The sequence below is a fragment of the bacterium genome (assembly GCA_019637795.1).
GTDB lineage: Bacteria > Desulfobacterota > Binatia > HRBIN30 > CADEER01 > JAHBUY01.
The window spans coordinates 983,009-1,008,765 of record JAHBUY010000002.1; the positions used below are offsets into that span (position 1 = coordinate 983,009).

At 73.7% G+C, this 25,757-nt stretch carries 25 protein-coding genes; 4 read left to right on the forward strand and 21 right to left on the reverse strand.

The features are described 5' to 3' along the window. Positions 1 to 28: 28 nt before the first annotated feature. The 4 genes from KF840_09585 to KF840_09600 all read right to left on the reverse strand — a co-directional run bounded on the left by KF840_09585 (position 29) and on the right by KF840_09600 (position 3,920). Positions 29 to 1,459 (reverse strand): cobalamin-dependent protein, encoded by a 1,431-nt coding sequence (locus KF840_09585; protein MBX3025149.1) that lies wholly within the window; start codon positions 1,457 to 1,459, stop codon positions 29 to 31. A 78-nt stretch (positions 1,460 to 1,537) separates the two neighbouring features. Then, positions 1,538 to 2,092 (reverse strand): hypothetical protein, encoded by a 555-nt coding sequence (locus tag KF840_09590; GenBank protein MBX3025150.1) that lies wholly within the window; start codon positions 2,090 to 2,092, stop codon positions 1,538 to 1,540. Next, positions 2,089 to 3,093: a flippase-like domain-containing protein gene (locus KF840_09595; GenBank protein ID MBX3025151.1), complete on the reverse strand. Its 1,005-nt coding sequence runs from the start codon at positions 3,091 to 3,093 to the stop codon at positions 2,089 to 2,091. The genes KF840_09590 and KF840_09595 overlap by 4 nt, the downstream gene beginning before the upstream one ends. After that, positions 3,084 to 3,920, reverse strand: coding sequence for a polysaccharide deacetylase family protein (locus KF840_09600; protein MBX3025152.1), 837 nt, complete (start codon positions 3,918 to 3,920; stop codon positions 3,084 to 3,086). The genes KF840_09595 and KF840_09600 overlap by 10 nt, the downstream gene beginning before the upstream one ends. Positions 3,921 to 4,041: 121 nt before the next feature. Between KF840_09600 and KF840_09605 the strand changes: the two genes are divergently transcribed. After that, positions 4,042 to 5,199: a hypothetical protein gene (locus KF840_09605; GenBank protein MBX3025153.1), complete on the forward strand. Its 1,158-nt coding sequence runs from the start codon at positions 4,042 to 4,044 to the stop codon at positions 5,197 to 5,199. 3 nt (positions 5,200 to 5,202) lie between these two features. Here KF840_09605 and KF840_09610 read toward each other — a convergent pair whose 3' ends face one another. From KF840_09610 to KF840_09670, 13 genes are all read right to left on the reverse strand, one after another. Continuing rightward, positions 5,203 to 6,402, reverse strand: a complete 1,200-nt coding sequence (locus tag KF840_09610; protein ID MBX3025154.1) for a hypothetical protein — start codon at positions 6,400 to 6,402, stop codon at positions 5,203 to 5,205. Then, positions 6,399 to 7,613 (reverse strand): beta-ketoacyl-[acyl-carrier-protein] synthase family protein, encoded by a 1,215-nt coding sequence (locus KF840_09615; protein ID MBX3025155.1) that lies wholly within the window; start codon positions 7,611 to 7,613, stop codon positions 6,399 to 6,401. Before KF840_09615 ends, KF840_09610 begins: the two co-directional genes overlap by 4 nt. A gap of 153 nt (positions 7,614 to 7,766) precedes the next feature. Beyond that, positions 7,767 to 8,525 carry a 3-oxoacyl-ACP reductase FabG gene (locus KF840_09620; GenBank protein MBX3025156.1) on the reverse strand — a complete coding sequence of 253 codons (759 nt, stop codon included), beginning with the start codon at positions 8,523 to 8,525 and terminating at the stop codon, positions 7,767 to 7,769. Beyond that, entirely contained in the window at positions 8,522 to 9,895 is a 1,374-nt protein-coding gene (locus KF840_09625) for a cobalamin-dependent protein (protein MBX3025157.1), read from the reverse strand. The genes KF840_09620 and KF840_09625 overlap by 4 nt, the downstream gene beginning before the upstream one ends. A gap of 116 nt (positions 9,896 to 10,011) precedes the next feature. Continuing rightward, positions 10,012 to 10,827: a hypothetical protein gene (locus tag KF840_09630; protein ID MBX3025158.1), complete on the reverse strand. Its 816-nt coding sequence runs from the start codon at positions 10,825 to 10,827 to the stop codon at positions 10,012 to 10,014. Between the two features lie 31 nt (positions 10,828 to 10,858). Continuing rightward, positions 10,859 to 12,100 carry an amidohydrolase family protein gene (locus KF840_09635; GenBank protein ID MBX3025159.1) on the reverse strand — a complete coding sequence of 414 codons (1,242 nt, stop codon included), beginning with the start codon at positions 12,098 to 12,100 and terminating at the stop codon, positions 10,859 to 10,861. Positions 12,101 to 12,105: 5 nt separating this feature from the next. Beyond that, the gene (gene metG / locus KF840_09640) at positions 12,106 to 12,447 is read right to left on the reverse strand and encodes a methionine--tRNA ligase subunit beta (GenBank protein ID MBX3025160.1); all 342 of its coding nucleotides are present in this window, start codon (positions 12,445 to 12,447) and stop codon (positions 12,106 to 12,108) included. Further along, positions 12,444 to 12,923 carry a hypothetical protein gene (locus KF840_09645; protein MBX3025161.1) on the reverse strand — a complete coding sequence of 160 codons (480 nt, stop codon included), beginning with the start codon at positions 12,921 to 12,923 and terminating at the stop codon, positions 12,444 to 12,446. Before KF840_09645 ends, metG begins: the two co-directional genes overlap by 4 nt. Before the next feature lie 62 nt (positions 12,924 to 12,985). After that, on the reverse strand, positions 12,986 to 13,645 hold the full coding sequence (locus KF840_09650) for an HAD family phosphatase (protein MBX3025162.1): 660 nt from the start codon (positions 13,643 to 13,645) through the stop codon (positions 12,986 to 12,988). Then, positions 13,642 to 14,463 (reverse strand): transporter substrate-binding domain-containing protein, encoded by an 822-nt coding sequence (locus KF840_09655; protein MBX3025163.1) that lies wholly within the window; start codon positions 14,461 to 14,463, stop codon positions 13,642 to 13,644. Before KF840_09655 ends, KF840_09650 begins: the two co-directional genes overlap by 4 nt. 72 nt (positions 14,464 to 14,535) lie before the next feature. Then, positions 14,536 to 16,602 carry a response regulator gene (locus KF840_09660; protein MBX3025164.1) on the reverse strand — a complete coding sequence of 689 codons (2,067 nt, stop codon included), beginning with the start codon at positions 16,600 to 16,602 and terminating at the stop codon, positions 14,536 to 14,538. Continuing rightward, positions 16,599 to 16,988, reverse strand: coding sequence for a response regulator (locus KF840_09665; protein MBX3025165.1), 390 nt, complete (start codon positions 16,986 to 16,988; stop codon positions 16,599 to 16,601). The genes KF840_09660 and KF840_09665 overlap by 4 nt, the downstream gene beginning before the upstream one ends. Positions 16,989 to 16,991: 3 nt before the next feature. Next, positions 16,992 to 19,607: a PAS domain S-box protein gene (locus KF840_09670; GenBank protein ID MBX3025166.1), complete on the reverse strand. Its 2,616-nt coding sequence runs from the start codon at positions 19,605 to 19,607 to the stop codon at positions 16,992 to 16,994. A gap of 290 nt (positions 19,608 to 19,897) precedes the next feature. Between KF840_09670 and KF840_09675 the strand changes: the two genes are divergently transcribed. Next, positions 19,898 to 20,134 (forward strand): YheU family protein, encoded by a 237-nt coding sequence (locus tag KF840_09675; GenBank protein MBX3025167.1) that lies wholly within the window; start codon positions 19,898 to 19,900, stop codon positions 20,132 to 20,134. A 21-nt stretch (positions 20,135 to 20,155) separates the two neighbouring features. On the opposite strand, the gene KF840_09680 is transcribed toward KF840_09675, so the two are convergent. From KF840_09680 to KF840_09690, 3 genes are read right to left on the reverse strand one after another with little or no spacing between them, the layout of a single operon-like run. Further along, positions 20,156 to 21,400, reverse strand: a complete 1,245-nt coding sequence (locus KF840_09680) for an alpha/beta hydrolase (GenBank protein ID MBX3025168.1) — start codon at positions 21,398 to 21,400, stop codon at positions 20,156 to 20,158. Continuing rightward, complete coding sequence (locus KF840_09685) at positions 21,397 to 22,902, reverse strand: AarF/ABC1/UbiB kinase family protein (GenBank protein ID MBX3025169.1); 1,506 nt, start codon at positions 22,900 to 22,902, stop codon at positions 21,397 to 21,399. The genes KF840_09680 and KF840_09685 overlap by 4 nt, the downstream gene beginning before the upstream one ends. Then, positions 22,874 to 23,308, reverse strand: coding sequence for a hypothetical protein (locus tag KF840_09690; protein ID MBX3025170.1), 435 nt, complete (start codon positions 23,306 to 23,308; stop codon positions 22,874 to 22,876). The genes KF840_09685 and KF840_09690 overlap by 29 nt, the downstream gene beginning before the upstream one ends. A 179-nt stretch (positions 23,309 to 23,487) precedes the next feature. On the opposite strand from KF840_09690, the gene KF840_09695 reads away from it, so the two are divergent. Then, positions 23,488 to 24,732 (forward strand): CoA transferase, encoded by a 1,245-nt coding sequence (locus KF840_09695; GenBank protein MBX3025171.1) that lies wholly within the window; start codon positions 23,488 to 23,490, stop codon positions 24,730 to 24,732. Continuing rightward, positions 24,729 to 25,133: a hypothetical protein gene (locus KF840_09700; GenBank protein ID MBX3025172.1), complete on the forward strand. Its 405-nt coding sequence runs from the start codon at positions 24,729 to 24,731 to the stop codon at positions 25,131 to 25,133. Before KF840_09695 ends, KF840_09700 begins: the two co-directional genes overlap by 4 nt. A gap of 9 nt (positions 25,134 to 25,142) precedes the next feature. Here the strand turns inward: KF840_09700 and KF840_09705 are convergent, their stop codons facing one another. Beyond that, a complete protein-coding gene (locus KF840_09705) occupies positions 25,143 to 25,712 on the reverse strand; it encodes an O-acetyl-ADP-ribose deacetylase (protein ID MBX3025173.1) in 570 nt (189 codons plus the stop codon). Positions 25,713 to 25,757 lie beyond the last annotated feature (45 nt).

Consider the following 25,757-nt stretch of genomic DNA (forward strand, 5'->3'; position numbering starts at 1 on the left):
TGGCACGCGAGGCCGCCGCCGATCCGCGCTATGCCGCGCGGCGCAGCTTGGCGCGCATGTAGACCGCGGCCGAGCTGGCCATGCGGCCGATGAAGCGCGGCTCGCTCGCCATCAGGCGGGCCATGCCCCAGAGCACGTCCGGGCGCGAGTAGAAGGCGCGGTAGCAGCGGGTGAAGGCCGCTTCCAACTCGGCCTCGCTGAGGCCGCGGGGGATGAACACGAACTGCATCGCGTTCATGCGCTGCCAGTCCTCGCTGAAGTCGCCGTGCTGGTGGATGGTCGGGTAGGCGGGGGTGCCCGGATAGGGCGTGAACTTGGTGATCTGGCAGAAGTCGAGCTCGGCGACGCGCAGGAAGGCTTCGGTCTCGCGCAGGCTGTCGCTGGTCTCGGTGGGGTGGCCGAGCATGAGGTAGCCCTTGGTGCGGATGCCCGCCTGGCGGGTCAGGCGCAGCGTCTCGCGCATGCGCGGGATGCGCACCTCGCGTTTCACGGTGTCGAGCACGCGCTGCGAGCCGGATTCGATGCCGTAGGCGATCTGCCAGCAACCGGCGCGCCGCATCAGTTGCAGGGTCGGCAGGTCGAGCAGGTTGGGATGGCTGTTGCAGCTCCAGGTGAGGTCGAGCTGGGCGTCGATCAGCGCCTGGCAGAGATCGACGACGCGCTGTTTGCGCACCGTGAACAGGTCGTCGAGGAAGAGGATGTGGCGGGCGCCGCGCTCGGCGAGCTCGCGGCACAGCGCCACGACGCGCGCGACGCCGTGCAGCCGGCCCTTGCGGCCGGAGGTCGAGCGATCGCAGAAGACGCAGGTGAACGGGCAGCCGCGCGAGGTGATGAGGGTGGCCACCGGCGTCCGCGGGTAGCCGAACAGCGTCGGCTGGAAGCGGTGGGGGAAGTCCGGCAGCAGGTCCCAGGCGGGCGTCGGCAGCGCGTCGAGATCGTCGATGTACGGGGCGCGCGGGTTGGCAACGACCATTGCGCCGCGGCGGAAGGCGACCCCCGGCAGGTCGTCGACCGCCGCGCCCTGTTCGAGCCGCTCGAGCAGGGCGAACAGCGCCACCTCGCCCTCGCCGGCGATGCCGTAGTCGAAGCTCGGGAAGGCGGTCAGCGTCCGCTCGGGCACGGCGCTGACGTGGGCGCCGCCGACGATGGTGACGACGGCGGGCCGCGCCCGCTGCACGCGCTCGGCGATGCGCGCCGCGTTGGTGACCGAGATCGTCGTCGCCGACAGTCCGAGATAGTCGGGGCGCAGCGCCTCGATGCGGCGGGCGACCTCCTCGACCGGCGTCCCCTGTCCCTTGGCGTCGATCAGGTGCACGCGATAGCCGCGCTGGCGCGCCACCGCCGCGAGCATCAGCATCCCCATGCCGGGGATCGTCTCCTCGCTCTGGCGCAGGCGGTCGCGGCGGCGGTCCCAGAAGAGATACGGCGGTTCGCAGAGGACCAGCGTTCGCCCAGCCATGGGTCAGCGCTTACCCGCACGCCGCCGGCGCGGCAAGATGAATCACCGCCGCGCGCCGGCCATCGGCCGCGGACCGCTTCACCACACGAAGGGAATCAGACGCTTCACCTGGCGGCAGTACGCGGCGTACGCGGCGCCGAGTTGCGCGTGCAGGCGCCGCTCCTCCTGCGCGGCGCGCACCGCCAGCGCGGCGAACAGCGCCAGCCAGGTCAGCGCCAGCGGCGGCCGCGCCGCGACGATCGCCGGCGCCGCGGCGGCCATCAGGTAGGCGAGGTAGAGCGGATTGCGCACCAGGCCGAAGGGGCCGTCGCGGCGCAGCCCTGACGGCGCCTCGTCGGGCAGCGGCCGGTGCCGCAGCGGCCCGATCTGCAGCCGGGCGCGCCACCAGAAGATCTGCGCCGCGGCGTAGAGCGCGATGCCGAGGCCGCCGCGCAGGCGCGGCACCTGCGGCATGACGCTCACCGCGGCGCAGGCGAGGGTGACGTGGACGGCGACCAGCAGCGGCGCGGCGCGCACCCAGAGGCGCTCGCGCGCCGAGTAGTGGGGCAGCGCCGCGGTCATCGCCTCGGCGCGGAAGGCGAAGAAGGGGATCCAGCCGACGCCGAAGATGGCCCCGAGCGCGATCGGGATCATGGGCTCGTCGCCCGGCGCGCCGTCGGCAGGCGCGCCGGCGAGACGCCGAGCAGCGACAGTGCCAGCAGTCCGATCAGGACGAACAGCGTCTCGTGCAGACGCAGGATGACGCCGACCACGAAGCCGAGATCGGCGCGCCCGGTGGTGGCGCCGACCGCGAGCACCTGTGTCGCCTCCAGCGCGCCCAGGGCCGCCGGCGTCGGCACCGCGCGCGCCATGCCGCCACCGAGCAGCACCATCAGCAGCACCGGCAGCTCGAGGTCGAGGCCGAAGGCGCCGAGCAGCGCCCGGTACTGCAGCACCACGACCAGCTCGATCAGCGCCGTGAGCGCGATGCCGGCGACGAAGGTGGCGCGGTGGGCGGCGAAGAACCCCAGCAGGTGGTCCTCGACGCGGCGCAACCCGTCCAGCCAACCCGCGTGGCGCCCGACCCATCGGCGGGCGCGCGACCCGTACAACGGCGCCAGTGGCCGGCCGCCGCGCCCCAGCCGCACGACCAACGCCGCCAGCAGGACCAGCAGCGCGGCGACCCCGGCGCCGACGAGCCAGGTGGCGCGCGCCGACGTGCCGGCCATGGCGGCCGAGAACACGGCCAGGTAGGCGGCCACCGCGAGCAGATTGCCGATGACCTCGAGCAGCCGGTCGATCGCCACCCCCGCGCTCGCCGACGCGAGCGGGGTCGCGCCGGCGCGCGCCAGCACGGCGCGCAGCGGATCGCCGCCCACCCGCGCCAACGGCAGCAGCGAGGCGACGCCGTCGCCGGCCAGGCGCGCCGCGGCGATCCGCCCCACGCCGACCGGCGCCCCAACCGCCGCCGCCATCACCCGCCAGCGCCCGGCCTGCAGGCCGAGCACCACCGCCGACCACGCCGCATACTCGACCAGGCCGCGCGGCGAGGCGTGGCGCAACGCCGCCAGCGCGCCGCCGAGGCCGAACCACCATGCCAGCGCCGCCAGCAGCGCGGCGCCGAGCAGCAGCGGGACGCCGCCCTTCACTGCCACGGCGCCGCCTCCCCTGGCGGCGCGGCGACCTGCGGAAAGAGGTCGCGGATGGCGCCGAAGGCGCGCGCGCGCAACAGGCGCTCGAGGCGCGGCGCCAGGCGCGCGCGGCCGGCGCGCAGCAGCCAGCGCGCCGCGCCCGGCGCGCTCGGCGAATCGGGATCGAGCTCCCACGGATGGAGGTAGAAGACGCCGCTGCCGACGTCGCGCTCGAAGCCGCGCAGGCCGTGCGCCAGCAGGCGCGGCGGCAGCAGTCGCAGCCCCCAGCCGCTGGCCGCCGGCAGGTGCCAGAAGCGGCAGAGCCGCAGCACCGCCACCGGCACCTCCCAGAGACCGTTGTGGTGGCGGTACGGCTGCCGCGGCGAGACCAGCTCGAGCCCCGGCGGCCGGTCGTTCGGCAGGACGCTCGAGTCGTAGGAGTAGCCCGCCGCGGCGAGTTGCTCGATCGGCCAGCGCACGCCGGCGCGGATGGCGAAGTAGGGCGCGCGGTAGCCGCGCACCGGTCGGCCGCTGACGTCCTCGAGCAGCCGCCGGGCGCGCTCGACGTCGGCGCGGAACTCGCGCCAGAGTTGGTTCGCCAGGTGATGGTGGGCGTGGCCGTGACTGGCGAGCTCGTGGCCGGCGTCGGCGATGCGCCGCACCAGCGCCGGATGCCGCTCGGCGACGGCGCCGAGCACGAAGAAGGTCGCCCGCGCCCCGGCGGCCGCGAACTGCTCGAGGAGCGCGTCGGTGTTACGCTCGACCCGGCCGCCGCCGGCGGCGGCCGCGAGGCCGCCGTCGTGAAACCAGTCCTCGACGTCGACCGACATGGCGTGGCGCGGCGCTGTCACGGTGCGCGGAACGTAGCCCGCCGGCGGCGCCAGTTCCACGACGGCGCGGTCCCGGCGGGCGCCGCCGCGGCGCGGGCGCGGGACGTTGACGCTTCGCCGCCCGCGGGCTAGCGGAGGCTCGGTGGAGATCTTCACGCTCGATGCCGACGACGTCCAGGCGCGCCTGGCCGCCGCAACGCGGGTCGCTGACGCAGCCCGCGACGACGTGCTGGCGCGCGCCCGCGCCGCCCAGCCGCTCGAGGTCGACGACCTCGCGGTGCTGTGGACGGCGCCCTTCGACGCGGAGACGCTGTACGCCGCCGCGTGCGCGGCGCGCGCCCTTCGCCCGCGTTCGCTCGAGACCTTCGCGCCCCTCTACCTCACCAACACCTGCGACGCCGAATGCCGGATGTGCGGCATGCGCCGCGACAACGCGGCCCTGCGCCGCGAGACGGTCGACCTGCCGGCGGTCGAGGCCCAGCTCGAGATCCTGCGCCGGCGCGGCATGCACGGAGTCGCGCTGCTGACCGGCGAGTATCGCGCCGGCGGGCGCGACTGGGCGCTGGCGCACGTCAACCAGGCGCTGCGGCGCGCGACGACGCTCGGCTTCCGCCACGTCCTGATCAACATCGGCGCCATCGACGCACACGAGTACGACGCGCTGCTCGCCGGCCTCGCCCGCCACGCCGGCGACGACGGCGGCCCGAAGCTGACGATGTGCACCTTCCAGGAGACCTACTCGCGGCCGCTGTACCGCGCCTTCATGGGCGACAGCGCGGACAACCCGCGCGCCGATTTCGAGCGCCGATTGGCGAACTTCGATCGCGCCCGCGCCGCCGGCATGCGGGTCGCCAACCCCGGCATCCTGGTCGGTCTCAATCCCGACCTCGGCTTCGAGCTGCTGGCGCTCGCGCTGCACACCCGGCACCTGCAGCGCCACGGGATGGAGGTCTACCTGTCGGTGCCGCGCCTGCGGCAGATCGCCGGCCGCGCCAACCAGCGCGGCGCCGGCGACGCGGCCTTCGTCCGCCTCGTCTCGATCCTGTCGCTCGGCCTGCCGGAGGCGAAGATCGTCCTCACGACGCGCGAGTCGGCGGAGATCCAGCGCCGCCTGGTGCCGCTGGTCGGCGTGCTCTCCGCCGGCTCGGCCGCGGTCGCGCCCTACACCAGCTCGGGCGCCCGTTTCCCGCTCGAGGCGAGCCAGTTCGAGGTCGTCGACCAGCGCCCGTTCGAAGCGATCCTCGGCGAGCACCTCCGTCCGGGCGTGCGCATCGAGAACTTCGACCCGCCGGCCGCGTAGCGGTCACGGTCGATCGAGGAGCAGGGCGGTCATCGCGCCGCCGCGGGCGCTGCCGCACACCAGGGCGCGGCGGAGATCGGCGGCGGCGGCCTGGCGCGGCGCCAGGCGCAGCGCGGTGGGGATCGGCGTCTCCAGGTGGCAGAGCGGCGGGACCGCTTGCTCGCGCAGCGCCAGGCAGGCGGCGGCCGCGGTCATGGCGCCGGCGGCGCCGAAGTCGCCGATCGCGCCCTTGATCGAGGTCACGGTGGCGGCGCGGATCGCCGGCACGGCGGCGAAGAGGTCGAGCTCGCAGGCGTCGAGACGGCGCGACGAATTGGCGGCGCCGCACACCAGGTCGACCGGCGCCCCGGCGCACAGCGCCGTCAGCGGCGCGATGGCGGCCGGCGCCTGCAGCGGCCAGTCGTAGCGCGGCGCTTCGCTCGCGCAGGTCGCGGTCGCGACGATGCGGGCATAGATCGGCGCGCCGCGCCGGCGCGCCCGCTCGAGCGGCTCGAGCGCCAGCATCGCCGCCCCTTCGCCGACCACGACGCCGCTGCGCGCCGCGTCGTAGGGGCTGGCCCATTGGCGACCGCCGCGCTGGCCGGCGAGGGCGCGGGCCCGGTGCAGGACGCGCACCAGCACGGCCGCGATCTCGTCGGCGCCGCCGGCGAGCACGAGATCGGCGCGGCCGCGGCGCACCGCGTCGACGCCGAGCGCGATGGCGGCCTCGCCGGACACCTCCGCCTGCGAGACGGTGAAATTGACGCCGCTGAAGCCGAATTCCATCGCCGCGTAGCTGGCCGGGGCGTTCAGCACCAGGTTGGGAAACGCCATCGGGCTCACCCCGGCGGGGCCCTTCTGGAACAGGCGGTCGAGTTGCTGCACCGACTCGGTCGCCGCGCCGAGAGCGGAGCCGAAGACGATGCCGGCGCGGGCGCGATCGAGCGTCGCCAGGGCGCGCGCGTCGTCGAGCGCCATGCGGCAGGCGGCGACGGTCATGCGCGACAACGCGTCCATGCGCCGGTAGTGCGTCGAGGCGACGAGCTCGCGGGGGGAGAAGTCGCGCACCGCGGCGGCGCTCGGCGGCAGGCCGTCCGCCAGCGCCAGACCGTCGATCGGCGCGATGCCGGAGCGGCCGGCGCGCAGCGCGTTCCAGAATTGGCGCGGCCCGACGCCGATCGGACTGACGACGCCGATGCCGGTGACGGCGACGTCGTCGCTCATGGCGTCGCCTCGGGGGCGGCGCCGAGGACCACGCTCGTATTGTTGCCGCCGAAGCCGTACGAGTTCGAGAGCACGGTGCGCAGGGCCGCCGGGCGGCTGCGCGCCGGCACGTAGTCGAGATCGCACTCGGGATCCGGCTCGCGCAGGCTGACGGTCGGCGGAAGGAAACCGCCGCGCAGCGCCAGCAGCGCCGCCAGCGCCTCGATGGCGCCGGCGGCGGCGAGGCAGTGTCCGACCTGCGACTTGGTCGACGACACCGGCACCGCATAGGCGCGCGGTCCGAGCACCGCCTTGATGGCGCGCGTCTCGACGGCGTCGTTCAGGGGCGTCCCGGTGCCGTGCGCGTTGACGTAGTCGATGCGGTCGGCGTCGACGCCGGCATCGGCGAGGGCGCGCCGCATCGCCAGGATGGCGCCGGCGCCGTCGGGGCGCGGCTGGGTGAGATGGTGCGCGTCGGCGCTGACCCCGTAGCCGAGGAGCTCGCCGAGGATCGGCGCGCCGCGGCGCGCGGCGGCCTCCCACGCCTCGAGCACGAACAGGGCCGCCCCTTCGCCCAGGGTCAGGCCGGCGCGGGCGCGATCGAACGGCCGGCAGGGGACGCGATCGAGGGCCTGCAGGACGTTGAACCCCGAGTAGGTCATGCGGCACAGCGACTCGGCGCCGCCGCACAGCACCGCGGTCGCCTGGCCGCCGCGGATCCAGTCGGCGGCGATGCCGAGGGCGTTGGCGCCGGAGGAGCACGCGGTGGACACCGTGACGCGCGGGCCGCGGCTGCCGATCAACGCCGCGACGGCGTCGGTGGCGACCGCGATCGGCGTCTCGAGCCAATCGCGCAGCGGCGCCCGCGCTCCCGTGCCGGCGCCTTCGATGCGGTAGCTCTCCTCGCCGCCGGCGAGCCCGCCGGTGGTGGTGCCGAGCACCACGCCGCAGGTCCGGCCGTCGTCGAGCCCGCTGCCCCGCCAGGCCTCCGCGGCGGCGACCACGGCGAGCCGCGCCGTGTGCGAGAGCCGCCGCGCCGCGCCGCTCGGAATGGCCTCCGGCAGCGGCGGCGGCGGCGCTTCCGCGGCGCAGGCCGTGCGGTAGCCCGCGGCGGCGAAGCGGGTCAGCGCGCCGATGCCGCACCGGCCCTCGCGCAGGCCGGACGCGAAGGCCTCGACCCCGACGCCGAGGGCGTTGATGCTGCCGATGCCGGTGATCGCGACCCGGGTCATCTCATCGCCTGGAGGTGGAGCGCGCCTGGACGCCCGGGTGACCGGTCGCGCAGGCGCGGGAGATCTCGCGCAGCCATCGCATCGACGGAGGCGAAGTATGACAGAGCGAGCGGACGACGCCAGCGGCGCGGCGGCTGCCCCGCGGCCGCGATCTCACGCCATGGTCAGGCCGCCGTCGACGGCGAGGGTGGCGCCGGTGACGTAGGCGGCGGCCGGCGAGGCGAGGAAGCGGATCGCCTGCGCCACCTCGTCCGGCTGGCCGACGCGGCCGAGCGGGACGTGGCCGAGGTGGCGCTGGCGCAGCGGCGCCGGCATGTCGGCGATCAGACGGGTGTCGACCAGACCGGGGCAGACGGCGTTGACGGTGATGGCATAGCGCCCGACCTCGCGCGCCAGCGACTTGGTGAAGCTGAGCAGCCCGCCCTTGGCGGCGGCGTAGTTGGCCGCGCCCTCCTGGCCGAGCAGCGCCGCCGGCGAGACGACGTTGATGATCCGCCCCCAGCGCCGCTTGATCATCGGCCGCAACGCCTGCCGGGCGCACAGGAAGGCGCCGCGCAGGTTGACGGCCAGCACCTCGTCCCACTGGGCGGGGCTGAGCAGCATGGCGAGGCCGTCGCGCGTCACCGCGGCGTTGTTGACCAGGATGTCGACGCCGTCCCAGCGTTTGCGCAGGTGGGCGAACATCGCCTCGACCTGCGCCGCGTCGGCGACGTCCGCCTGCACCACCTCGACCTCGCCGCCGTGCGCGCGCAGCCCCTCCGCGGTCTCCTCCGCCTCCAGCGCCGAGCGCGCGTAGTTGACGGCCACCGCGGCGCCCGCCGCCGCCAGCACCTCGGCGGTGGCGCGGCCGATGCCGCGCGAGGCGCCGGTGACCAGGGCGCGCCGGCCGTCGAGGCGCCAGGGATCGTTCAGCGCAGCAGGCGCCACAACTGGCCCTTGATGCGGCGGTCGCGCAGGCGGCGCAGCACGGCGATGTTGGTCTTGATGCCGAGCCCCGGCACGATCCAGTTCGGCTGCTGGCGGGCATAGGCGTCGATGCGATCGATGAGCGCGTCGCCGAGCCCCGGCGCGACGTAGAAGCGGGGCTCGATCAACGGGTCGTCGGCGTCGATGAGGCCGTCGCGCAGCGCGATCTCGACCATGCCGGTGCCGGGCAGGATGCGGATGCCGGTCATCGCGATCACCGCCGTCGGCCGCAGCTCCTCCATCAGGGCGATGGTCTGGTCGATGCTCTCCGCGGTCTCGCCGGGGCCGCCGAAGATCAGGCTGTGGCAGAACTTGAGCCCGTGCGCCGCGAACAGCGCCGAGGTGCGGCGCAGATCGTCGAGGGCGAACTCCTTGCGCAGGTTGGCGATCAGGGTCGGCGCTCCGGAATCGGTGCCGAGCTCGATGGCGCGGCAGCCGGAGCGGGCCATCAGGTCGCACAGCTCGGCGTCGACGAACTTGGGGTTCAGGTAGGCGGACCACTCGATGTCGAGGTCGCGGGCGATGAGCTCGCGGCAGATCGCCTTGGCGTGGCGCAGCGGCAGATTGAAGATGTTGTCGACGAAGAACCAGTGGCGCGCCCCGGTCTCGCGCCGCGCCGCCTCGATCTCGTCCACCACCGCCGCCGGGCTGCGCACGCGCACGGTCGCGCCTTCGATCAGCGGATAGCTGCAGAACACGCACTCGAAGACGCAGCCGCGCTTGGTCTGGATGTTCAGCGCGCCCCCGCGCTCGTAGTAGCGGTGCCAGTCGAAGGCGGCGCGGCGCGGCGCGCCGGCGTCGTCGAGACGGCGGATGCGACCGGTCGGGGTGACGCAGACGCCGCGGCCCGCGGGCTCGCAACGCATCGCCGCCGTCGAGCGCAGCGACGCGCCGGCGGCCAGGCGCTCGAGCACCCAGGGGAAGGCGAGCTCGCCCTCGCCGACCACGCCGACCTCGGCGTCGAGCCAGCGCATCAGCGTGCCCGGCATCACCGTGAAGCCGGCGCCGCCGAGCACGATCGGCGCCGGCGTCGCGGCGCGCACGGTCTCGATCAGGGCGCGGTAGTCGGGCACGTAGGAGGTGGTCTGCGGATAGGCCGACGAATCGAGGTTGCGCAGCGAGATGCCGACCGCGTCGGGCGCGAAGTCGCGCACCTGCGCCGTCAGCGCCGCCCGCGGATCGCCGGCGAAGCAGCAGTCGAACGTGGCCACCGTGTGGCCGTGCTGCTCGGCGACCGTCGCCATGTAGGCGGCGCCGAGCGGATACACCGGATCGGGGAGGTGTTCCGTGTTGGCGGAGATGAGCAGAACGCGCATGGGAAGCCGCCGCGCGGGGGGCGCGACGGCATCCCGCTAGCACAGGGGTGGCGGTGGGTCACGGTTCGAACGGGCCGCTCGGGCGGCGACGCCGCCCGCCGCCGCCGCGCCACGGTTCAGAACCGGGCTTGCAGCGCCAGGCCCTGGCCGGTGGGGAGCGGGCCGATCCCCCAGCGAACCTGGGGATCGGGTCGAATGCCGCCGCTGTCGACCTGCTCGCGGTACGCCTGCCAACTGTTCAGCGGCTCCCACGGCGTGAGCAGGATCTGCGCCTCGCCGACCGCGGTGTTGAGGAAGAACAGCAGCGCCGCGTCGCCGAGATCGTCGCGCGCCACCAGCACCGAGGCGGCGCTGGCGTTGAGGACGACGTTGCCGGTGTGGAGCAGCCAGCCGGTGCGCTGCTCGGCGCGACCGGCGGCGCGGTAGAGGATCTCCTCGCCGGCGGCCAACTGGGCGGCGCGGTCCTCGTGCGTCGCCGACGGCATCGCCGCCAGCGGATCCGAGCCGCTGCGTCCGGGCAGCGGATCGAGCAGCAGGTAGGTGGTGCCGATGAGCCCGAGGCTGCTGTTGAGGATGTCGTAGACCTGCTTGTCGTCGTTGCTCTCGACCGCCGCCGTCGCCGCGCCCGCCGCCATGCCGGCGGCGTTGACGGCGAGGAAGCCGTAGTACCACAGCGACGCGTGCAGCTCGTTGTCGTCGAGCGAGCGGGTGACGAACGTCAGCCGGTCGAGGATCTCCCGATCGCTGAGTTGCGCCGCCTCCTCGGCGGTCAACGGCTTCTTCCCGGGGACGCCGGGATCGAGCGCCTTGCGCGCCAGCTCGGCGGCACCGTGGTAGACGGCGCAGCCCTGCACGGCGGCCAGCGCCGCCGCGACGGCGATCAGGCGGAGCAGCCGACGCGCGACCTCGACCCGCGACCTGCTGGTGGTCATCCTCACTCCTCCGCTTCCGGCGGATGCCGGTTCAGATTCGCCCCGCCGCGCCACCCGCGGCTCCTGGCGATCTCGTATCACGGCCGATGAGCGCCGCGAGATTGTCGCGCATGATCTTGCGGACCTCGAGCGGCGACATCCCGGGCAGCTCGTCGGCGAGCTCGGCCGGCCACAGGAGTCCCTCGGGATGGGGATAGTCGGAGCCGCCGAGCACGTGGTCGGCGCCGATCAGCCGCGCCAGCGCCGGGATGTCGTCCTCGAAGAAGGGCGCCACCCACACGTTGCGCCGGAAGGTGTCGCTCGGCCGCTCCGGCGGCACGCCGAAGCGCCACATGTCCTTGCTGTAGAGGCGCGCCAGGTGATCGAGCTTGTGCAGCAGCGGCGCCACCCAGCCCGAGCCGTACTCGATGCTCAGCACCCGCAGGCCCGGGAAGCGGCCGAAGAGGTTGTCGGCGATCAGCGCCGTGATGGTATCGACGACCGGCCGCTCGGTGAACGACAGCGCCCACTCCATCAGGGTGTGGCGGTGCGACGGCGGGTGCGGGCGCAGGCCCCAGGGCGGGTTGTACATCTCGCTGAAGGGGGTGCGGCCGATGTGGTAGACGATGTTGAGCGACGCCTCCTGGCAGCGCGCCCAGAAGGGATCGAAGTGGGGATCCGCCGGCGAGCGGCCGGCGAAGGGCCCGGCGGTCAGGATGGCGAAGCGCGCGCCGCGCGCCAGCAGGCGGTCGAGCTCGGCGACCGCCTGGTCGCGGTCGAACAGCGACAGCAGCGGCGCGCCGAACACGCGGCCGTCGCCCCCGTAGCCCCAATCCTCCTCCAGCCAGCGGTTGAAGGCGCGCAGGCTCGGGTACAGCACCTCCGGCGTCTCGCGCAGTTGCGGCTCGACGCCGACGCCGGCGGTGGGTAGCAGCAGGGCGGCCTCGACGCGCTGCGCGTCCATCCGCGCCAGGCGGGCCGCGCGGTCGGTGAACTCCGGCACGGCGAGGGCGTCGATCGGCTGCAGGCTCGGGCTGCCGCCCTCCTCGGTCTCGCCGCGCAGGAACGCCTTCATGATGCCGGGGGCGCCGACGCTGTCGCCGGCGCCGACGCTGAAGAACTGGCAGCGTTCGCGGCCGACGTACATTCTGCCCGGGCGGGTGGTGCCGTCGGGCCCGCGGTCGATCCACACCGTCCGTTCCCGCCACGCCGCCTCGATGTGCCGGGTGAAGCAGTCGTCCGGCTCGTAGTAATGGGTGTCGGCGTCGAAGAGCGCGTAGTCGAGCGCGGCCATGGCGGTCACTTCACCTTCGTCCCGGGCGCGAAGCGCCGGCCGGGCGCGAGGACGCTGAGCCCGGCCGCGTCGCTGGCGGCGAGCAGCATGCCCTGCGACTCGACGCCGCGCAGCACCGCCGGCTTGAGGTTGGCGACCACCACCACCTGCTGGCCGACCAGGAAGCGGTGATCGTAGGCGGCGCGGATGCCCGCCACGAGCTGGCGCGGCCGCGCTTCGCCGAGGTCGACGGTGAGCACCAGCAGGCGATCCGCCTTGGGGTGCGGCTCGGCGCTGCGGATGGTGCCGACGCGGAGGTCGACGCGGGCGAAGTCGTCGATGGAAATCTGCTCGGTCTCGTCGCTCATGGAGCCTCCGGGTGGCCGCTCTCGAGCTCCTGGATCTTGCGCTCGAGGGAGCGGACGCGGTCGCGCAGCTCCTCGACCTCGCCATTCGGCGTCGCCGTCGCCGCCGCACCGACGCTCGGCGGCGGCGCGGCGGTCGGGGTGTCGGGCGCATCGAGCAGCGCGATCGCGTCCGGGGTGAGGAGGATCATCTCGCTGTGATCGCGCCACCGGTCGACCGGACCGGTGGCGACGATGGTATGGCCGACGTAGCTCGGCCAGGTGACCAGCCAGCCGCGCATCAACGTGAGGTAGACGTCGCGGCGCTCGCGGTCGAAGTAGAGGCGGTAGAAGGCGCCGCCGTCCTCCTGTGCCACGACGCGGCCGCGCAGCGAGCAGACGCGGTCGACGCAGGTGGCGGCGTCGGTCCAGTCGACGGCCTCGTCGGCACGCGCCGCCGGCGCGGCGACGAGCAGCAGCAGGAGGAGGACACCCGGCACGCTGCTGGCCTATCGCGGATCCAGCGCTGATGCCACGCGCTGGCGCGCCGCCCCCGGCCAGCTCACGCCGCGATCAGCCGGTCGAAGGCGTCGGCCGCCAGGTCGGTGAGCGCCGCGACCACGACGTCGGCCGCCAACGCCGCATGCGTCGACAGCACGCCGATGGTGGGCATGCCCGCGCGGCGGCCGGCCTCGATGCCCGGCGGCGCGTCCTCGAGGACGACGCAGCGCGCCGGGGCGACGTCGAGCCGGGCCGCGGCGACGAGGAAGACCTCGGGGTGGGGCTTGCCGTGGGTGACGTCCTCGGCGGCGGCGACGGCGGCGAAGGCGCCGTCCAGCGCGAGGGCGGCGATGATCGTCTCGGCGTTGGCGCGCGGCCCGGAGCTGGCGATCGCCTGCCGCCAGCCGACGGCGGCGAGACGGCGCACCCAGTCGAGCGCGCCGGCCAACGGCTGGATGCCGTGCGCGGCGACCAGGGCGCGGTAGCGCGCTTCCTTCTCGTCGCCGATGCGGGCGATGTCGGCATCGCCGATCGCCGGATCGAGCAGGCGGCGGAGGATGGCGTCGTTGCGCTGCCCGAAGGTGGCGTCGAACTCGGCGCGGGTGAGGCTCCGGCCGTGCTCCCGCATCGTCTCGCGCCAGGCGAGGAAGTGGAGATCGCCGGAATCGACCAGCGTGCCGTCCATGTCCCAGAGGACGGCGCGCGGCGGGATGCGGGTCACTTCAGCCGCGTGACCCAGTCGTCCTCCTCGAACCAGGTGTACATCATGTCGTAGATCGTGCCCGAGTCGTCGAGGTCGGCGAGCTCGTTCTGCGTCCAGTTGACGAGCAGCGGATCGTTGGGTGGCAGGGCGATGCCGAGCGGCTCGAAAGTGAATGGGGTGTCGAGCGTCGCCAGCTCGTCGCGGTAGCGGTAGACGCTGACCAGGCAGAAGGGATGGTCGGCGAGCAGGGCCTCGACCTTGCCCTCGCGCACCTGGGCGACGCCCTCGTCGAGGGTGTCGACCAGCGTCATCTGCGCCTTCGGCAGATGGGTCTGGGCGAACTTCTCCGCCGTCGAGCCGCGCAGCGCCGCGACCTTCACCGTCGCGGTGTTGATCTCCTCCGCCTTGCGCAGCTTGCTCATGGTCTTCGACTTGGTGAGCAGCGACATGCCGGAGACCAGATAAGGGCCGACGAACGCCACCTTCAGGTTGCGCTGCGGCGTCATCGTCAGGCCGGAGAGCACCATGTCGACGTCGCCCTTCTGCACCGCCGGCAGGAGGTCGTGAAAGTCCATCGGCACCAGGGTCAGCTTCACGCCCATCGCGTTCGCCATGGCGTTGGCGATCTCGATGTCGAAGCCCATCAGCGATCCGTCCTTGGCGGTGGCGCTGAGCGGCGGCTGGGTGCCCGAGGTGCCGACCCGCAGCTCGCCGCGCTGGAGGATCCGATCGATCACCGGCGACGGCGACGTGTCGCTCGACCCGCCCTTCATCATCGCGCACCCGGCGAGCAGCGCGCTGGCGCACAGCGCCGGGAACAGAGACCACCGCTTCATCATGCGACCTCCTGGTCGAGCGCCGCAGCTATCCAAGCCGGGCCCCGAACGCAATACGCTGGGGCGCGCCGCTCACGCATCGCGGGCGCTGACGGCGAGGCGGTGGATGGCGTCGCTGAGCTCCTGCATGGTGTTGGGCTTGTAGAGCACCTCGCGCAGGCCGGCGGCGCGGGCCCGCTGCTTCAGGTCCTCGGTCACGTGACCGGAGCAGAGGGCGATCGGCAGGTCGGGCCGCAGTGCCAGCAGCTCGGCGGCGACGTGCAGCCCGGAGGCGCCGGGCATGTTCAGGTCGGCGATCACGAGGTCGAAGCGGTGCGGATCGTCGCGGAAGGCCTGCACCGCCTCCGCCGCCGAGGTGAAGGCGCTGATGCGATAACCGAGGCGCTCGAGCATGCGCGAGGCGAGGCGCACCAGCGGCTCCTCGTCGTCGAGATAGAGGATGTGCTGGCCGTCGCCCCGCGGCGCCACGGCGGCGGCCGGCGCCGCGTCCTGGGCCGCGTCGGCCGCGGCCGGGAAGTAGACCTCGGCGGTCGTGCCGCGGCCGGGCTGGCTGCGCACGGCGATCGCCCCGTCGTGTCCCTGGACGATGCCGTGCACCACCGCGAGCCCCATGCCGGTGCCCTTGCCGAGCTCCTTGGTGGTGAAGAAGGGCTCGAACATGCGCTCGAGCGTCGCCGCGTCCATGCCGGCGCCGGTGTCGGTGACGACCAGGCAGGCCGCGGGTCCGGGGCGCAGACCGGCGAGGTGGCTGGCCCCCGCGGCGTCCAGCGCGACCCGCCGCAGGCTCACCGCGATGCGGCCGGGCCCGTCCTCGAGCGCGTGCCAGGCGTTGGTGCAGAGATTGGCGACCACCTGGTGCACCTGCGTCGGGTCGGCGAGCACCGGCGGGGCGGCGGGATCGAGCGTCAGCGCCAGCTCGACGGCGGCGGGGATGGTGGCGCGCAGAAAGTTGACCGTCTCCTCGACCACCGGCCCGAGCGCGATGACGCGGCGAGTCTGCGGCTGTTGACTGCTGAAGGTGAGGATCTGCTGCACCAGCATGCGGGCGCGCGTGCAGGCCTTGAAGATCTCCTCCAGGCTGGTGCGCGCCGGATGATCGGCGGCGGTGTCGGACAGCGCCAACTGCGCGTTGCCGACGATGGCGGCGAGGATGTTGTTGAAATCGTGCGCCACGCCGCCGGCGAGATGGCCGATCGCTTCCATCTTCTGCGCCTGTCGGATCTGTTCCTCGAGCTGGCGGCGCTTGGTGACGTCCTCGGCGGTGCCGACGATGCGCCGCACCGTGCCGGCGGGTCCGCGCACCGGGAAGGCGCGGTCGCGGATCCAGCGCACCGACTCGTCGGGGCGCAGGATGCGGTAGGTCTCGTCGTACTCGCCCTCGCCCTGACGCGCCGCGGCGGCGGCGACCCGGGCGCGATCCTCGGGGTGGACCGCCTCCAGCCAGCCCCCCGGGGCGGCGTACAGGCTGGCGCAGGTGCGCCCCCAGATCCGCTCGTAGGCGGGGCTCACGTACAGCATCCGGGTCTTGTCCGGATCGGTGATCCAGAACGCTTCCTGGATGGTCTCGGCGAGCTCGCGGAAGCGCTCCTCGCTCTCCCGCAGCTTCTCCTCGGCGCGCTGGCGCTCGGCGATGTCGCGCTGCAGCGCCTGGTTCGCCTCCTCGAGCTGCAGCGTCTTCTCCTCCAGTTTGCGGATGAGGGTCTCGCTGTAGCTCTTCAGCAGCCCCTCCTCGCCGCCCGCCGGCGCGCTGGGCGCGGCGGCGCCATGCTCCCCGGGCGCCAGCACGGCGCGGATGCGGGAGAGGAAATCGTCCGGCTCGGCCGGTTTGAGGATGAACGCGTCGGCGCCGAGGCCCAGCGCCAGCCGCTCGTCCTCCGGCTCGGTGTAGGTGGCGGTGTAGACGATGAACGGCGCCCGGCGCAGGCGCGGATCGGCCTTCCAGTGCCGCAGCAGCGTGTAGCCGTCCATCACCGGCATCAGCAGATCGGACACCACCAGGTCCGGCGGATCGCGGCGCGCCTTGGCCAGCGCCTCGGCGCCGTGGCGGGCCGTTTCGACCACCCAGCCGTGACCGCGCAGCAGCGCGTCGAGGTAGTAGAGGTTCTCCTCCTTGTCGTCGACCACCAGGATCCGGGTCATGCGGCGGGTCCCCGGCGCGGCGGGCGCAGGCCGATGCGTTCGAGCTCGGCGACGAAGGTGTCGGGATCGATCGGCTTCTCGATGTAGCCGGTGCAGCCGGCGGCGAGGCACTTCTCGCGATCGCCGACCATCGCGTACGAGGTGACGGCGATGATCGGCGTGTCCGCCAGCGCCGGCACGGCGCGCAGCGCCCGCGCCACCGCGTAGCCGTCCATCTGCGGCAACTGGATGTCGAGCAGCACGAGGTCGGGCTGGATCCGCCGCGCCAGCTCGATGCCGCTCCGGCCGTCCACCGCCGCGGCGACCGCGTACCCGTGCTGCTCGAGCAGGAACGTGGCCAGGTAGCGGTTCTGCTCGTTGTCTTCGATGAGGAGGATCGTCGCCATGGCTCAGCCGGCGCGGCGCAGGGGCAGGAGCACCGAGAACTTGCTCCCCTTCCCCGGCTCGCTGCTGGCGGTGATCTCGCCGCCGAGCAGCTCGGCGAGCCGGCGGCAGATCGCCAGGCCGAGCCCGGTGCCGTCGTGCTGCCGGGTCAGACCGCTGTCGAGCTGGCGGAAGGGCTGGAACAGCGAGGACAGCTCGTCCGGCGCGATGCCGATGCCGGTGTCGGCGACGCACAGCCGCACCGCGGCGGCCGCGTCCGGCATCGTCGCCGCCTCGACGGTGAGCGCCACGCCGCCGCGCTCGGTGAACTTGATGGCGTTGTTCAGCAGGTTGATCAGGATCTGCTCGACGCGCCGGCGGTCGCTCACCATCGTCCCGAGCGCCGGCGCGACGGCGGTCGTCAGGGCCAGGGCCTTGCGCTCGGCCAGCGGCCGCACCGAGGCGGCCACCCGCTCGATCGCCGCCGGCAGGTCGAAGGCCTCGGCGCGCACCTCGAGCTGGCCGGCCTCGATCTTCGAGATGTCGAGCACGTCGTTGATCAGCTCGAGCAGGTGTCGGGCGCTGCCGCGCACCATGCCCAGTTGCTTGCTCTGCTCGGCGTTCAGCGGCCCGGCCAGCCCCTGCAGCAGGATGCCGGTGAATCCGATGATCGAATTGAGCGGCGTGCGCAGCTCGTGCGACATGGTGGCGAGGAAGGCCGATTTGATCCGGTCCGCCTCCTCGGCGCGCTGGCGTTTCTCGCGCTCGACGCGGACGCGGACGCGGTCGGTGATGTCGTGCACGGTGCCGGCCAGCGCGATCGGCACGCCCTGCGCGTCGCGCTTGAGGTCCGCGAGCTCGTGCACGACCTTCTCGCTGCCGTCGCGCAGGACGATGCGATGCTCGATGTCCAGGCGCTCCTGGCCGGCGAGCGCGGCCTCCTGCGCGGCCTGGACGCGGGCGCGATCGGCCGGGTGCACGAGCGCGAGGAACGCGTCGTAGGTGCTGTCGGACACCGTCCGCGGCAGGGCGAAGATCTCGTGGATCTGATCCGACCACCGCAGGCGGCCCCGCCGCAGGTCGAGCTCCCAGCTCCCCATCTTGGCGATGCGCTGCGCCTCGACCAGGTGCGCCTCGCTCTCGCGGATGCGCGCCTCCGCCCGCGTGCGGTCGGTGACGTCGAGGAACACGCAGTGGCACACCGTCCGCCCGGTGAGCTCCAGCAGCCGCGCCGAGACGAAGACGTCGCGCACCTCGCCGTCGCGGGTGCGCTGCTGGGTCTCCAGCTCGAGCCCACCCTCGCGTCGGAGGCGCTCCAGCAGCGCGCCGGTCGGCGCGGCATCGACGGCGAGGTCGGACAGGCGGAGCGCCGCCAGCTCCCGTGGCGTGTAGCCCAACTGGCGCGCCGCCTGCGCGTTGCACTCGACGATCGCGCCGCTGTCGGCGTCGAGCACCACCACCCCGACCGGCGTCTGTTCGAACAGCGTGTGGAAGCGCAGCTCGGCTTCGCGCAGCGCCTCCGCGGCGCGCCGCCGCTCGGTGATGTCGTGACCGATGCTGAGGATCTCGACCACCCGGCCGCCGGCATCGCGGACGATGCGGTTGGTCCACGCCACCCAGATCCGCGTGCCGTCGCGCCGGATGTTCTCGTTCACGTTCTGTTCGAACGCTCCCGGGTCGGCGCCGATGTCGTCGATGAGGTGGCGCAGATCGCGCCCGCCGCTCTCGGTCGGCGGCACGATCGTCCCGACGACGTGGCGGCCGATGATCTCGTCGGCCGCGTAGCCGAAGAAGCGCTGGCCGAACTCGTTGAGGAAGACGATGCGCCCGTCGGCGCTCCAGCGCAGGATGATGCTGTTCGCGTGCTCGACCAGCTCGCGGTACTGGCGTTCGCTCTCGGCGAGCCGCGCCTCGGCGCGTCGGCGGTCGGTGATGTCCAGGCCGACGCCGACCAGGCACGACTGCCCCGCGTACTCCACGCGCTTGCCGGTGAAGAAGTACGGCGTCGCCGTCCCGTCCTTGGCGATGAAGTCGGCCTCGACGGTCGCCTCGCCGTGGGCGAACACCTCCGCGATGCGCGCCGCGACCCGCGCCCGCCCCTCGCCGGCGAAGAAGTCGTGCGGGTGCATGCGCGCCACCTCTTCCCCGGAGTAGCCCGAGGCCACCTCGAAGTTCCGGTTCCAGCGCAGGAAGCGCCCCTGCGCGTCGTAGAAGTAGAGGATCCCCGGCATGCTCTCGATGAAGATGTCGGCGAACTGCTTCTCGTCGCGCAGCACCGCTTCGGCGCGCCGCCGCCGGTCGTCCCGCGCCAGGCGGTCGAGGGCGAGGGAGATGTCCGCCGCCGCCTCCTCGAGCAGCCCAGCGGCCGCGCCATCGAGGGCGCGCCCGCGCGCGAGCGCGACGCGCAGGACCCCGCCCACGAGGCCGGCGCAGCGCAGGGGGAAGGCGGCGCCGCCGCGGTCGGCGCGCACGCAGGGGCGGCCGGAGCGGAAGGCGGCGGCGCAGGGATCGCGCGCGGGGTCGGCCAAGAGCCCGTCGTCGTCGCCATCGACGCCCCAGACGGCCACCGGCGTCAGAAGGCCGCTGTCCGCGGCGGACCAGGCGACCGAAGCGGCGCGAAAGCCGGCCTGCTCGACGAGCACCCGACAGACGGCGGCGAAGAGCTCCTCGCGGCTCGCGGCGGCGAGCAACGCCCGCTGCGCGTGGCGCAGCCCGGCGAAGAGCCGCTCCCGCTCGACGGTGGCCGTCGAATCGCGCTTCCGTATCCCGCGGCGCGTGCTGGCCCGCCCGAGCTCTGACGTCGCCACGCCGGCAGCATAGCCGCGACGGGTCCGCGGACCAACGGTTTATTGGCTGCCGTGTCCATGCCGGCGATAGCCACGACGCCTGACGGCTTGACCCGCTGCCTCGCGCCGGCGAGGCTCGCCGGCGCATGCATGATGAGCAGTCAGGTCCGGTCGACGTCCCCCTCGCGGCCCTCAGCGCCGCGGCGCTGCGCGGCCTGGTGGAGGAGTTCGTCACCCGCGACGGCACCGACTACGGCCGGCGCGAGCGGAGCCTCGACGAGAAGGTGCGCGACGTCATGCGCCAGCTCGAGCGGGGCGAGGCGAAGATCGTCTTCGATCCCGAGTCGCGCAGCGCGACCATCGTCGTCGCGCGCCGCCCGTGACCTGGCGCGTCCCGACCCGCGCTACGGCCGCGCGGACGCCAGCGCCTGGCGGAGCTGCTCGTACACGGCGGGATGGGTGAGCAGGTCGAGGTGGGTCGCGGCGCCGACGTGGTGCACGCGCACCCGCGGCAGGCCGGCGTGCGTGGGGCGGCCGCCGGCGCTGGCGGGGCGAACGAGCAGGTCGCCGACGACGCGCCCGAGCGGATGCCGGCGGTCGCGGGTCACGGTGGCGATGACGAAGTGGTGCGCGGCGCCCTCGAGCAACGGCAGGTCCGCGGTATCGTCGCGCAACAGCGCGTCCGCGTCCGTCCGCCAATCCTCGTGGCGCAGCGCGCCGAAGCGGAGATCCTTGATGCCGCGGCTGCGCCGATTGAACAGCGCGGCGAACGGCCGCGTGACATCGGCGCGCCCGAGCACCCAGGCGGCGAGGTTGGCCGCCTTCTCCAGCGGCGCCCCGCGGTGCGGCGAGCCGAGGTAGAACACGTGCCGCACGCGCGCCGTCCATCCGGCGCCCGCCGCCTGGTGCGCGGCGCTGCGCAGCACCAGCCCGCCCATGCTGTGGCCGACGAGGACCAGCTCCTCGATCGCCACCGGCCACTCGCCGACCACGGTCTCCAGCAGGGCCGACAACGCACGGCCATTGTCGGCGATGGGCAGGCCGGTGTTGTAGCGCACGTGCAGCGCGCTGCAGCCGACGTCGCGCGCGAGGCGGCGGCCGAAGTCGATCCGCGGCGCCCGACCGCGGGCGCAGTGCAGCGCCGGCCGCCACAGGCTCTCGTTGCAGGCCAGGCCGTGGACGAAGACAACCAGACGCGGCGACGCCGCGGGATGGGCAGCGGCCAGGGCCGCGCGCTGCGCCGCGAGCGGCGCGCCGCGGTGGCGCAGCCCCATCGTCGCTGCCAGCGGATTGCCGGCGTCGGCCAGGCGGTCGCCGGCGAAGCCGTTGAGCGCCGCGACCGCGAGATCGGCCCGCGATCCGGCGCGCGGCGCGCCACCGCCTCCCAGCGCCTCCCCGGCCAATCGCGCCGCGCCACCGAGCGCCTGGCAGCCGGCGGCGACGGCCGCGTAGACGCCGGTGACGATGGGGTCGTGGACCGCCTGCACCAGCGCCGCGCCGCCGCCGATCGCCGGCAGCCGGCGCAGCGCCGCGAACGGCGTGCGGGCAATGGCGGCATGCACCGCCGCGACGGTGCGGACGCCGTCGTCGAGCAGCGCGGCGCCGACGTCGATCGCGCCGCGCACCGGGGAGGGCGCGGGTCCGTTCATTCCGCCTCGCCGCCAGCGCGCAGCAGGTACGGCAGCAGGATCTGGAACAGGTTGACGCGCGGCCGGTAGCGCACGAGCAGCCCGCCGAGGGTGGCGAACACCCGGCCGAGCAGGACGAAATCGGGCGGCACGGCGACGATCGGATTGTCGCGGGTGAGGCGGAGGATGCGCGCCAGCGCGTCCTCCGGGCGCAGTCCGGCGAGCGGGTCGGCGGTGTCGACGCGAAACGCCTGCAGGAGCAGGTCGGCGAAGGCGCGCAGGGCCGCGTCGTCACCGCTGCGGCTGCGGAAGCCCATCGCCGCGAAGTGCTCCGCCATGCGGAGCGGGTCGCCGCTCAGCACCGCCAGCCCCAGCCCGGCATAGGCGCGGCGGCGCGCCGGGGCGTACGGCTGCACGCAGCCGAAGTCGAGCAGCGCCAGGCGCGGGCCGTCCGGCCCGTCGACGACGAGAAAGTTGCCCGGGTGCGGATCGGCGTGCAGCAACCCGTGCTCGAGCACCTGGGCGCAGACGCAGCGGATTAGGATCGCGAACAGGCGGTCGCGATCGGCGGCGCCGGCCGTGCCCCGCGCCGCGCAGGCGTCGAGGTAATCGGTCAGCCGCGCTCCCTCGATCCGTTCCAGGACCAGCACCCGATCGGTCGAGCACGCCGCGTGGACGCGCGGTACGACGAGATCGTCGTCGGCGGCGAAGGCAGCGGCGAACGCGGCCGCGTGGACGGCCTCGGCGCGGTAGTCGAGCTCGGCGCGCACCGCGCGTGACAATTCGGCGGCGAACGTCTCCAGGTCGAGAGACGGGACCTGATCGCGGAGCGCCGGCGCGACCAGTTGGAGGGCCGCGAGATCGACCTCGACCAGTCGCGCGATCCCGGGAAGCTGGATCTTCACGACCACCGGGGTGCCGTCGGCGAGGGTGGCGGCGTGAACCTGCGCCAGCGAGGCGGCGGCCAGCGGTTGCGGCTCGAAGCTGGCGAAGCGGTCGAGGTCGCCGCCGTGTTCCTCGGCGAGTCGCTCGAGGATGGCGTCGAGCGGCGCGGCGGGCACGCGGTCCTGCAGGCGCGACAGGGCGGCGACGTAGGCATCGGGCAGCAGGTCCATGCGGCTGGAAGCGAACTGCCCGAGCTTCAGCACGCCGCCGCGCAGCTCGACGCAGAGCGCGTAGAGGCGCTCGGCGTGGCGTTGATGGAGGGATGCGAGGTCGCCAGCGCCGCTGACGGCATGCCAGCGATAGGCGGCGACGAGGCGGAGCATCTCGCCGGCGACGCGGGCGAAGCGCGGCGCGCCGCGCGCGGCGTGGGAGACGCCCTGGGCGCCAGCGGCCACCGCGTCCCAGAGCTCGGCGGCATCGGCGGCGACCGCGCGAGCATCGCGGCTCGCCTCGGCGACCAGTCGGTCGACGCGGGCGAGCAGGTTGTCGATCAGCCCGGCGGCGGCGGCCAGCACCGCGGCGGCGGCATCGACGGCATCGGCGGCGTGGTCACTCGTCCGGCGACCCGGATTCGCCATCAGGCACCTCGTCGAGACAGGTCCGGCAGCGGATGGGGATGGCGCGGCCGCCGGGCACGATGCCGACGCCGGCCCGCGTGCCCTTGGGCAGGATCGCGTTGCAGGCCTCGCAGACGGCGTTGACGTTGAGCAGCGCCAGGTGCCAGCCGACGACCTCGCCCGCGCTCGGCTCGGAGCTGCCCCGTTCGCCGGACGCCGTCCTGGCGCCGCGGGCGCTGCGGGCGATGTCGGCGCTGTCGTGCACGATGTCCTCCACCAGGCCGAAGGTGTTCTGCAGGATGTTGCGCACCAGGTTGGAGACCGACAGCCCGAGGTCCGTCGCTCGCCGCTTGATCTCGTCGTCGAGCGATTCCGGAACCCGGGTGTGGATCACCCGCTCCTTGCGTGGCCTGGGATCGTCGGGCATCAGCGTGATCGGTCGTATACTTTGTATACGATCTCGGTCAAGGAATTTTTCCCGCGCGCCGCGGATGGCGCGCCGCCCCGGGCCGATGACGCGGCGGCTCATCGTGCCGCGGCGAGCGCCGCGGCTACCCATTTGCCGGCCGGTCGGATAGCTGCGGTGCGATGACGGGAGGAACGCGGATGCCAGAGACCACGAACGGCGGCCTGCTCGCCGGGGTGCGGATCATCGAGAGCTCGCTGCTCGGACCGGCAGCGGTGGGCATGCAGCTCGCCGATCTCGGCGCCGAGGTGATCAAGGTCGAGAACCCCGGCGGCGACTACGTCCGCAAGATGGCGTTCCCGATCATCGACGGCATCTCGCTGCTCCACTGGCACCTGAACCGTGGCAAGCGCAGCATCGTCCTCGACCTGCGCAAGCCGGAGGGCGTCGCCGCCTATCTCGACCTGGTGCGCGGCGCCGACGCGGTGATCGAGGCGATGCGCCCGGGGGCGCTCGAGCGGCGCGGCGTCGGCTTCGCGAAGATGTGCGAGGTCAACCCGCGCATCGTCTTCTGCCAGATCTCCGGCTACGGCATGACCGGGCCGTACAAGGACATGCCGAGCCACGGCATCGCCTACGACGCCTGGGCCGGCGTCGCGCGGCCGACGATCAACGCCGACGGCCAGCCGACGATCCCCAGCTACACGACCATCGGCATCAACGCCGGGCCGCTCTACGCGGCGCTCGGCATCTGCGCCGCGATCATCCGCGCCCGCGCCACCGGCGCGCCGGCCCGCTTCGAGGTCGCGCAGAGCGACGCCGCGGCGGCGTTCAACTGGAACGGCATCGAGGGCAACAAGGCCTACGAGCGGCCGGAGGACGAGGTCACCGGCAACGACGGCGACGGCAAGGGCGCGCGCCGCCCGGTGGGCGACAATTCGATGACCGAATCGGTCCGCTACCAGTACTACCGCTCGCGCGACGGCATCGTCCTCTTCATGGCCTCGGAGCGCGAGTTCTGGAAGAACTTCTGCGAGGGCGTCGGCCGGCCCGACCTGTTCGAGCAGAACCCCGGCGCGAAGTACGCCGATCACGCGCGCGGCAACGTCGCCCTGCGGCGCACCCTCGACGAGATCTTCGCCACCCGCAGCACCGCCGAGTGGGTGCGCTTCGGCCAGGAGGTCAACACCCCGCTCTGCCCGGTGAACGACGTGAAGTCGATCACCCGCGATCCGCAGTTCCTCGATCGCCTGCCGCTGCGCCCGTACCGGGACGCGGGTACGGACCTGATGCCGTCGCCGATCAAGCCGATCGGCGAGTCGCTGCCGGTGCCGGCAAAGGCGGCCGTGGAAGCCGGCCGCGATACCGACGCCGTGCTGCGCGACGTGCTCGGGTACGACAGCGCGCGGATCGCCGCCCTGCGCGCCGCCGGTGCCCTCGGATGAGCGCCGGCGATCCGGATCTCACCCGCCTGCGACTGGCGCTGCGCGTCTTCGGCGTCGTCTTCGTCGTCGGCCTGTGGCCGCTGACGCGGCTGTGGCCGTCGGGCTGGGCGTGGCACGCCGGCGATCCGTCGCAGTCGCATTACCTGCAGATGATCATCGGCATCTACGCCACGCTCGGCGTGTTCCTGTACCGCGCCGCGCGCGACCCACTCGCGCACCGCAGCCTGATCTGGTTCACCGTCTGGTCGAGCATCGTCCACGGCCTGATCATGGCGGCGCAGGCGGTGCTCCACCCCGGCAATCTCGGCCACCTGCTGGGCGACGTGCCGGCGCTCTTCCTCGTCGCCGCCGTCCTGGCCTGGCTGATGCCGCGCGCCCGCTCCCAGGTCGCCGCCGCCTGATCCAGCGGCTCAATCGTCGGATGGCGCTCCCCCGACCGGCGGGACAGGGCGGCCACTGCCAGCCTGCAGCAGCTCCGCGTACACCGCCAGGTCCGCCTCGCTGAACACCACGAAGCGGACCAGGTCGATCTCCGGGTGCGCCCGCAGGTACTCGGACACCGTGTCGATGGCGATCCGCGCCGCGGCGCGGATCGGATATCCATACGCGCCGGTGCTGATCGACGGGAAGGCGAGCGAGCGCACGCCGTGGGCGCTGGCGAGCTCCAGGCTGCGCCGATAGGCGCTGGCCAGCAGCGCGGCCTCGCGGTCGCCGCCGCCCCGGTACACGGGGCCCACGGCGTGGATGACGTGGCGGGCGCGCAGCCTGCCGCCGGTGGTGATCTTCGCATCGCCGGTGGCGCAGCCACCGAGCGCTTGGCACTCGGCGAGGATCGCCGCGCCGCCGGCGCGGTGGATGGCGCCGTCCACCCCACCGCCGCCGAGCAGACTGGTGTTGGCGGCGTTGACGATGGCGGCGGTGTCCTGCCGCGTGATGTCATCCCGGACGAGCTCGAGACGGCCTGCGAGATCGCTGGTCATGCTTGATCCCACCTGTTTCCCTGCTGGCGCCCGGGGCGCAATATC

Coding starts and splice junctions, on each gene's coding strand:
- KF840_09660 (MBX3025164.1), bottom strand. CDS start 16,602: ATGACCCGGATCCTGGTGGTCGACGACAAGGAGGAGAACCTCTACTAC.
- KF840_09705 (MBX3025173.1), bottom strand. CDS start 25,712: ATGACCAGCGATCTCGCAGGCCGTCTCGAGCTCGTCCGGGATGACATC.
- KF840_09700 (MBX3025172.1), top strand. CDS start 24,729: ATGAGCGCCGGCGATCCGGATCTCACCCGCCTGCGACTGGCGCTGCGC.
- KF840_09655 (MBX3025163.1), bottom strand. CDS start 14,463: ATGAAGCGGTGGTCTCTGTTCCCGGCGCTGTGCGCCAGCGCGCTGCTC.
- KF840_09680 (MBX3025168.1), bottom strand. CDS start 21,400: ATGAACGGACCCGCGCCCTCCCCGGTGCGCGGCGCGATCGACGTCGGC.
- KF840_09665 (MBX3025165.1), bottom strand. CDS start 16,988: ATGGCGACGATCCTCCTCATCGAAGACAACGAGCAGAACCGCTACCTG.
- KF840_09690 (MBX3025170.1), bottom strand. CDS start 23,308: ATGCCCGACGATCCCAGGCCACGCAAGGAGCGGGTGATCCACACCCGG.
- KF840_09635 (MBX3025159.1), bottom strand. CDS start 12,100: ATGGCCGCGCTCGACTACGCGCTCTTCGACGCCGACACCCATTACTAC.
- KF840_09585 (MBX3025149.1), bottom strand. CDS start 1,459: ATGGCTGGGCGAACGCTGGTCCTCTGCGAACCGCCGTATCTCTTCTGG.
- metG (MBX3025160.1), bottom strand. CDS start 12,447: ATGAGCGACGAGACCGAGCAGATTTCCATCGACGACTTCGCCCGCGTC.
- KF840_09625 (MBX3025157.1), bottom strand. CDS start 9,895: ATGCGCGTTCTGCTCATCTCCGCCAACACGGAACACCTCCCCGATCCG.
- KF840_09610 (MBX3025154.1), bottom strand. CDS start 6,402: ATGAGCGACGACGTCGCCGTCACCGGCATCGGCGTCGTCAGTCCGATC.
- KF840_09685 (MBX3025169.1), bottom strand. CDS start 22,902: ATGGCGAATCCGGGTCGCCGGACGAGTGACCACGCCGCCGATGCCGTC.
- KF840_09675 (MBX3025167.1), top strand. CDS start 19,898: ATGCATGATGAGCAGTCAGGTCCGGTCGACGTCCCCCTCGCGGCCCTC.
- KF840_09695 (MBX3025171.1), top strand. CDS start 23,488: ATGCCAGAGACCACGAACGGCGGCCTGCTCGCCGGGGTGCGGATCATC.
- KF840_09615 (MBX3025155.1), bottom strand. CDS start 7,613: ATGACCCGGGTCGCGATCACCGGCATCGGCAGCATCAACGCCCTCGGC.
- KF840_09630 (MBX3025158.1), bottom strand. CDS start 10,827: ATGACCACCAGCAGGTCGCGGGTCGAGGTCGCGCGTCGGCTGCTCCGC.
- KF840_09590 (MBX3025150.1), bottom strand. CDS start 2,092: ATGATCCCGATCGCGCTCGGGGCCATCTTCGGCGTCGGCTGGATCCCC.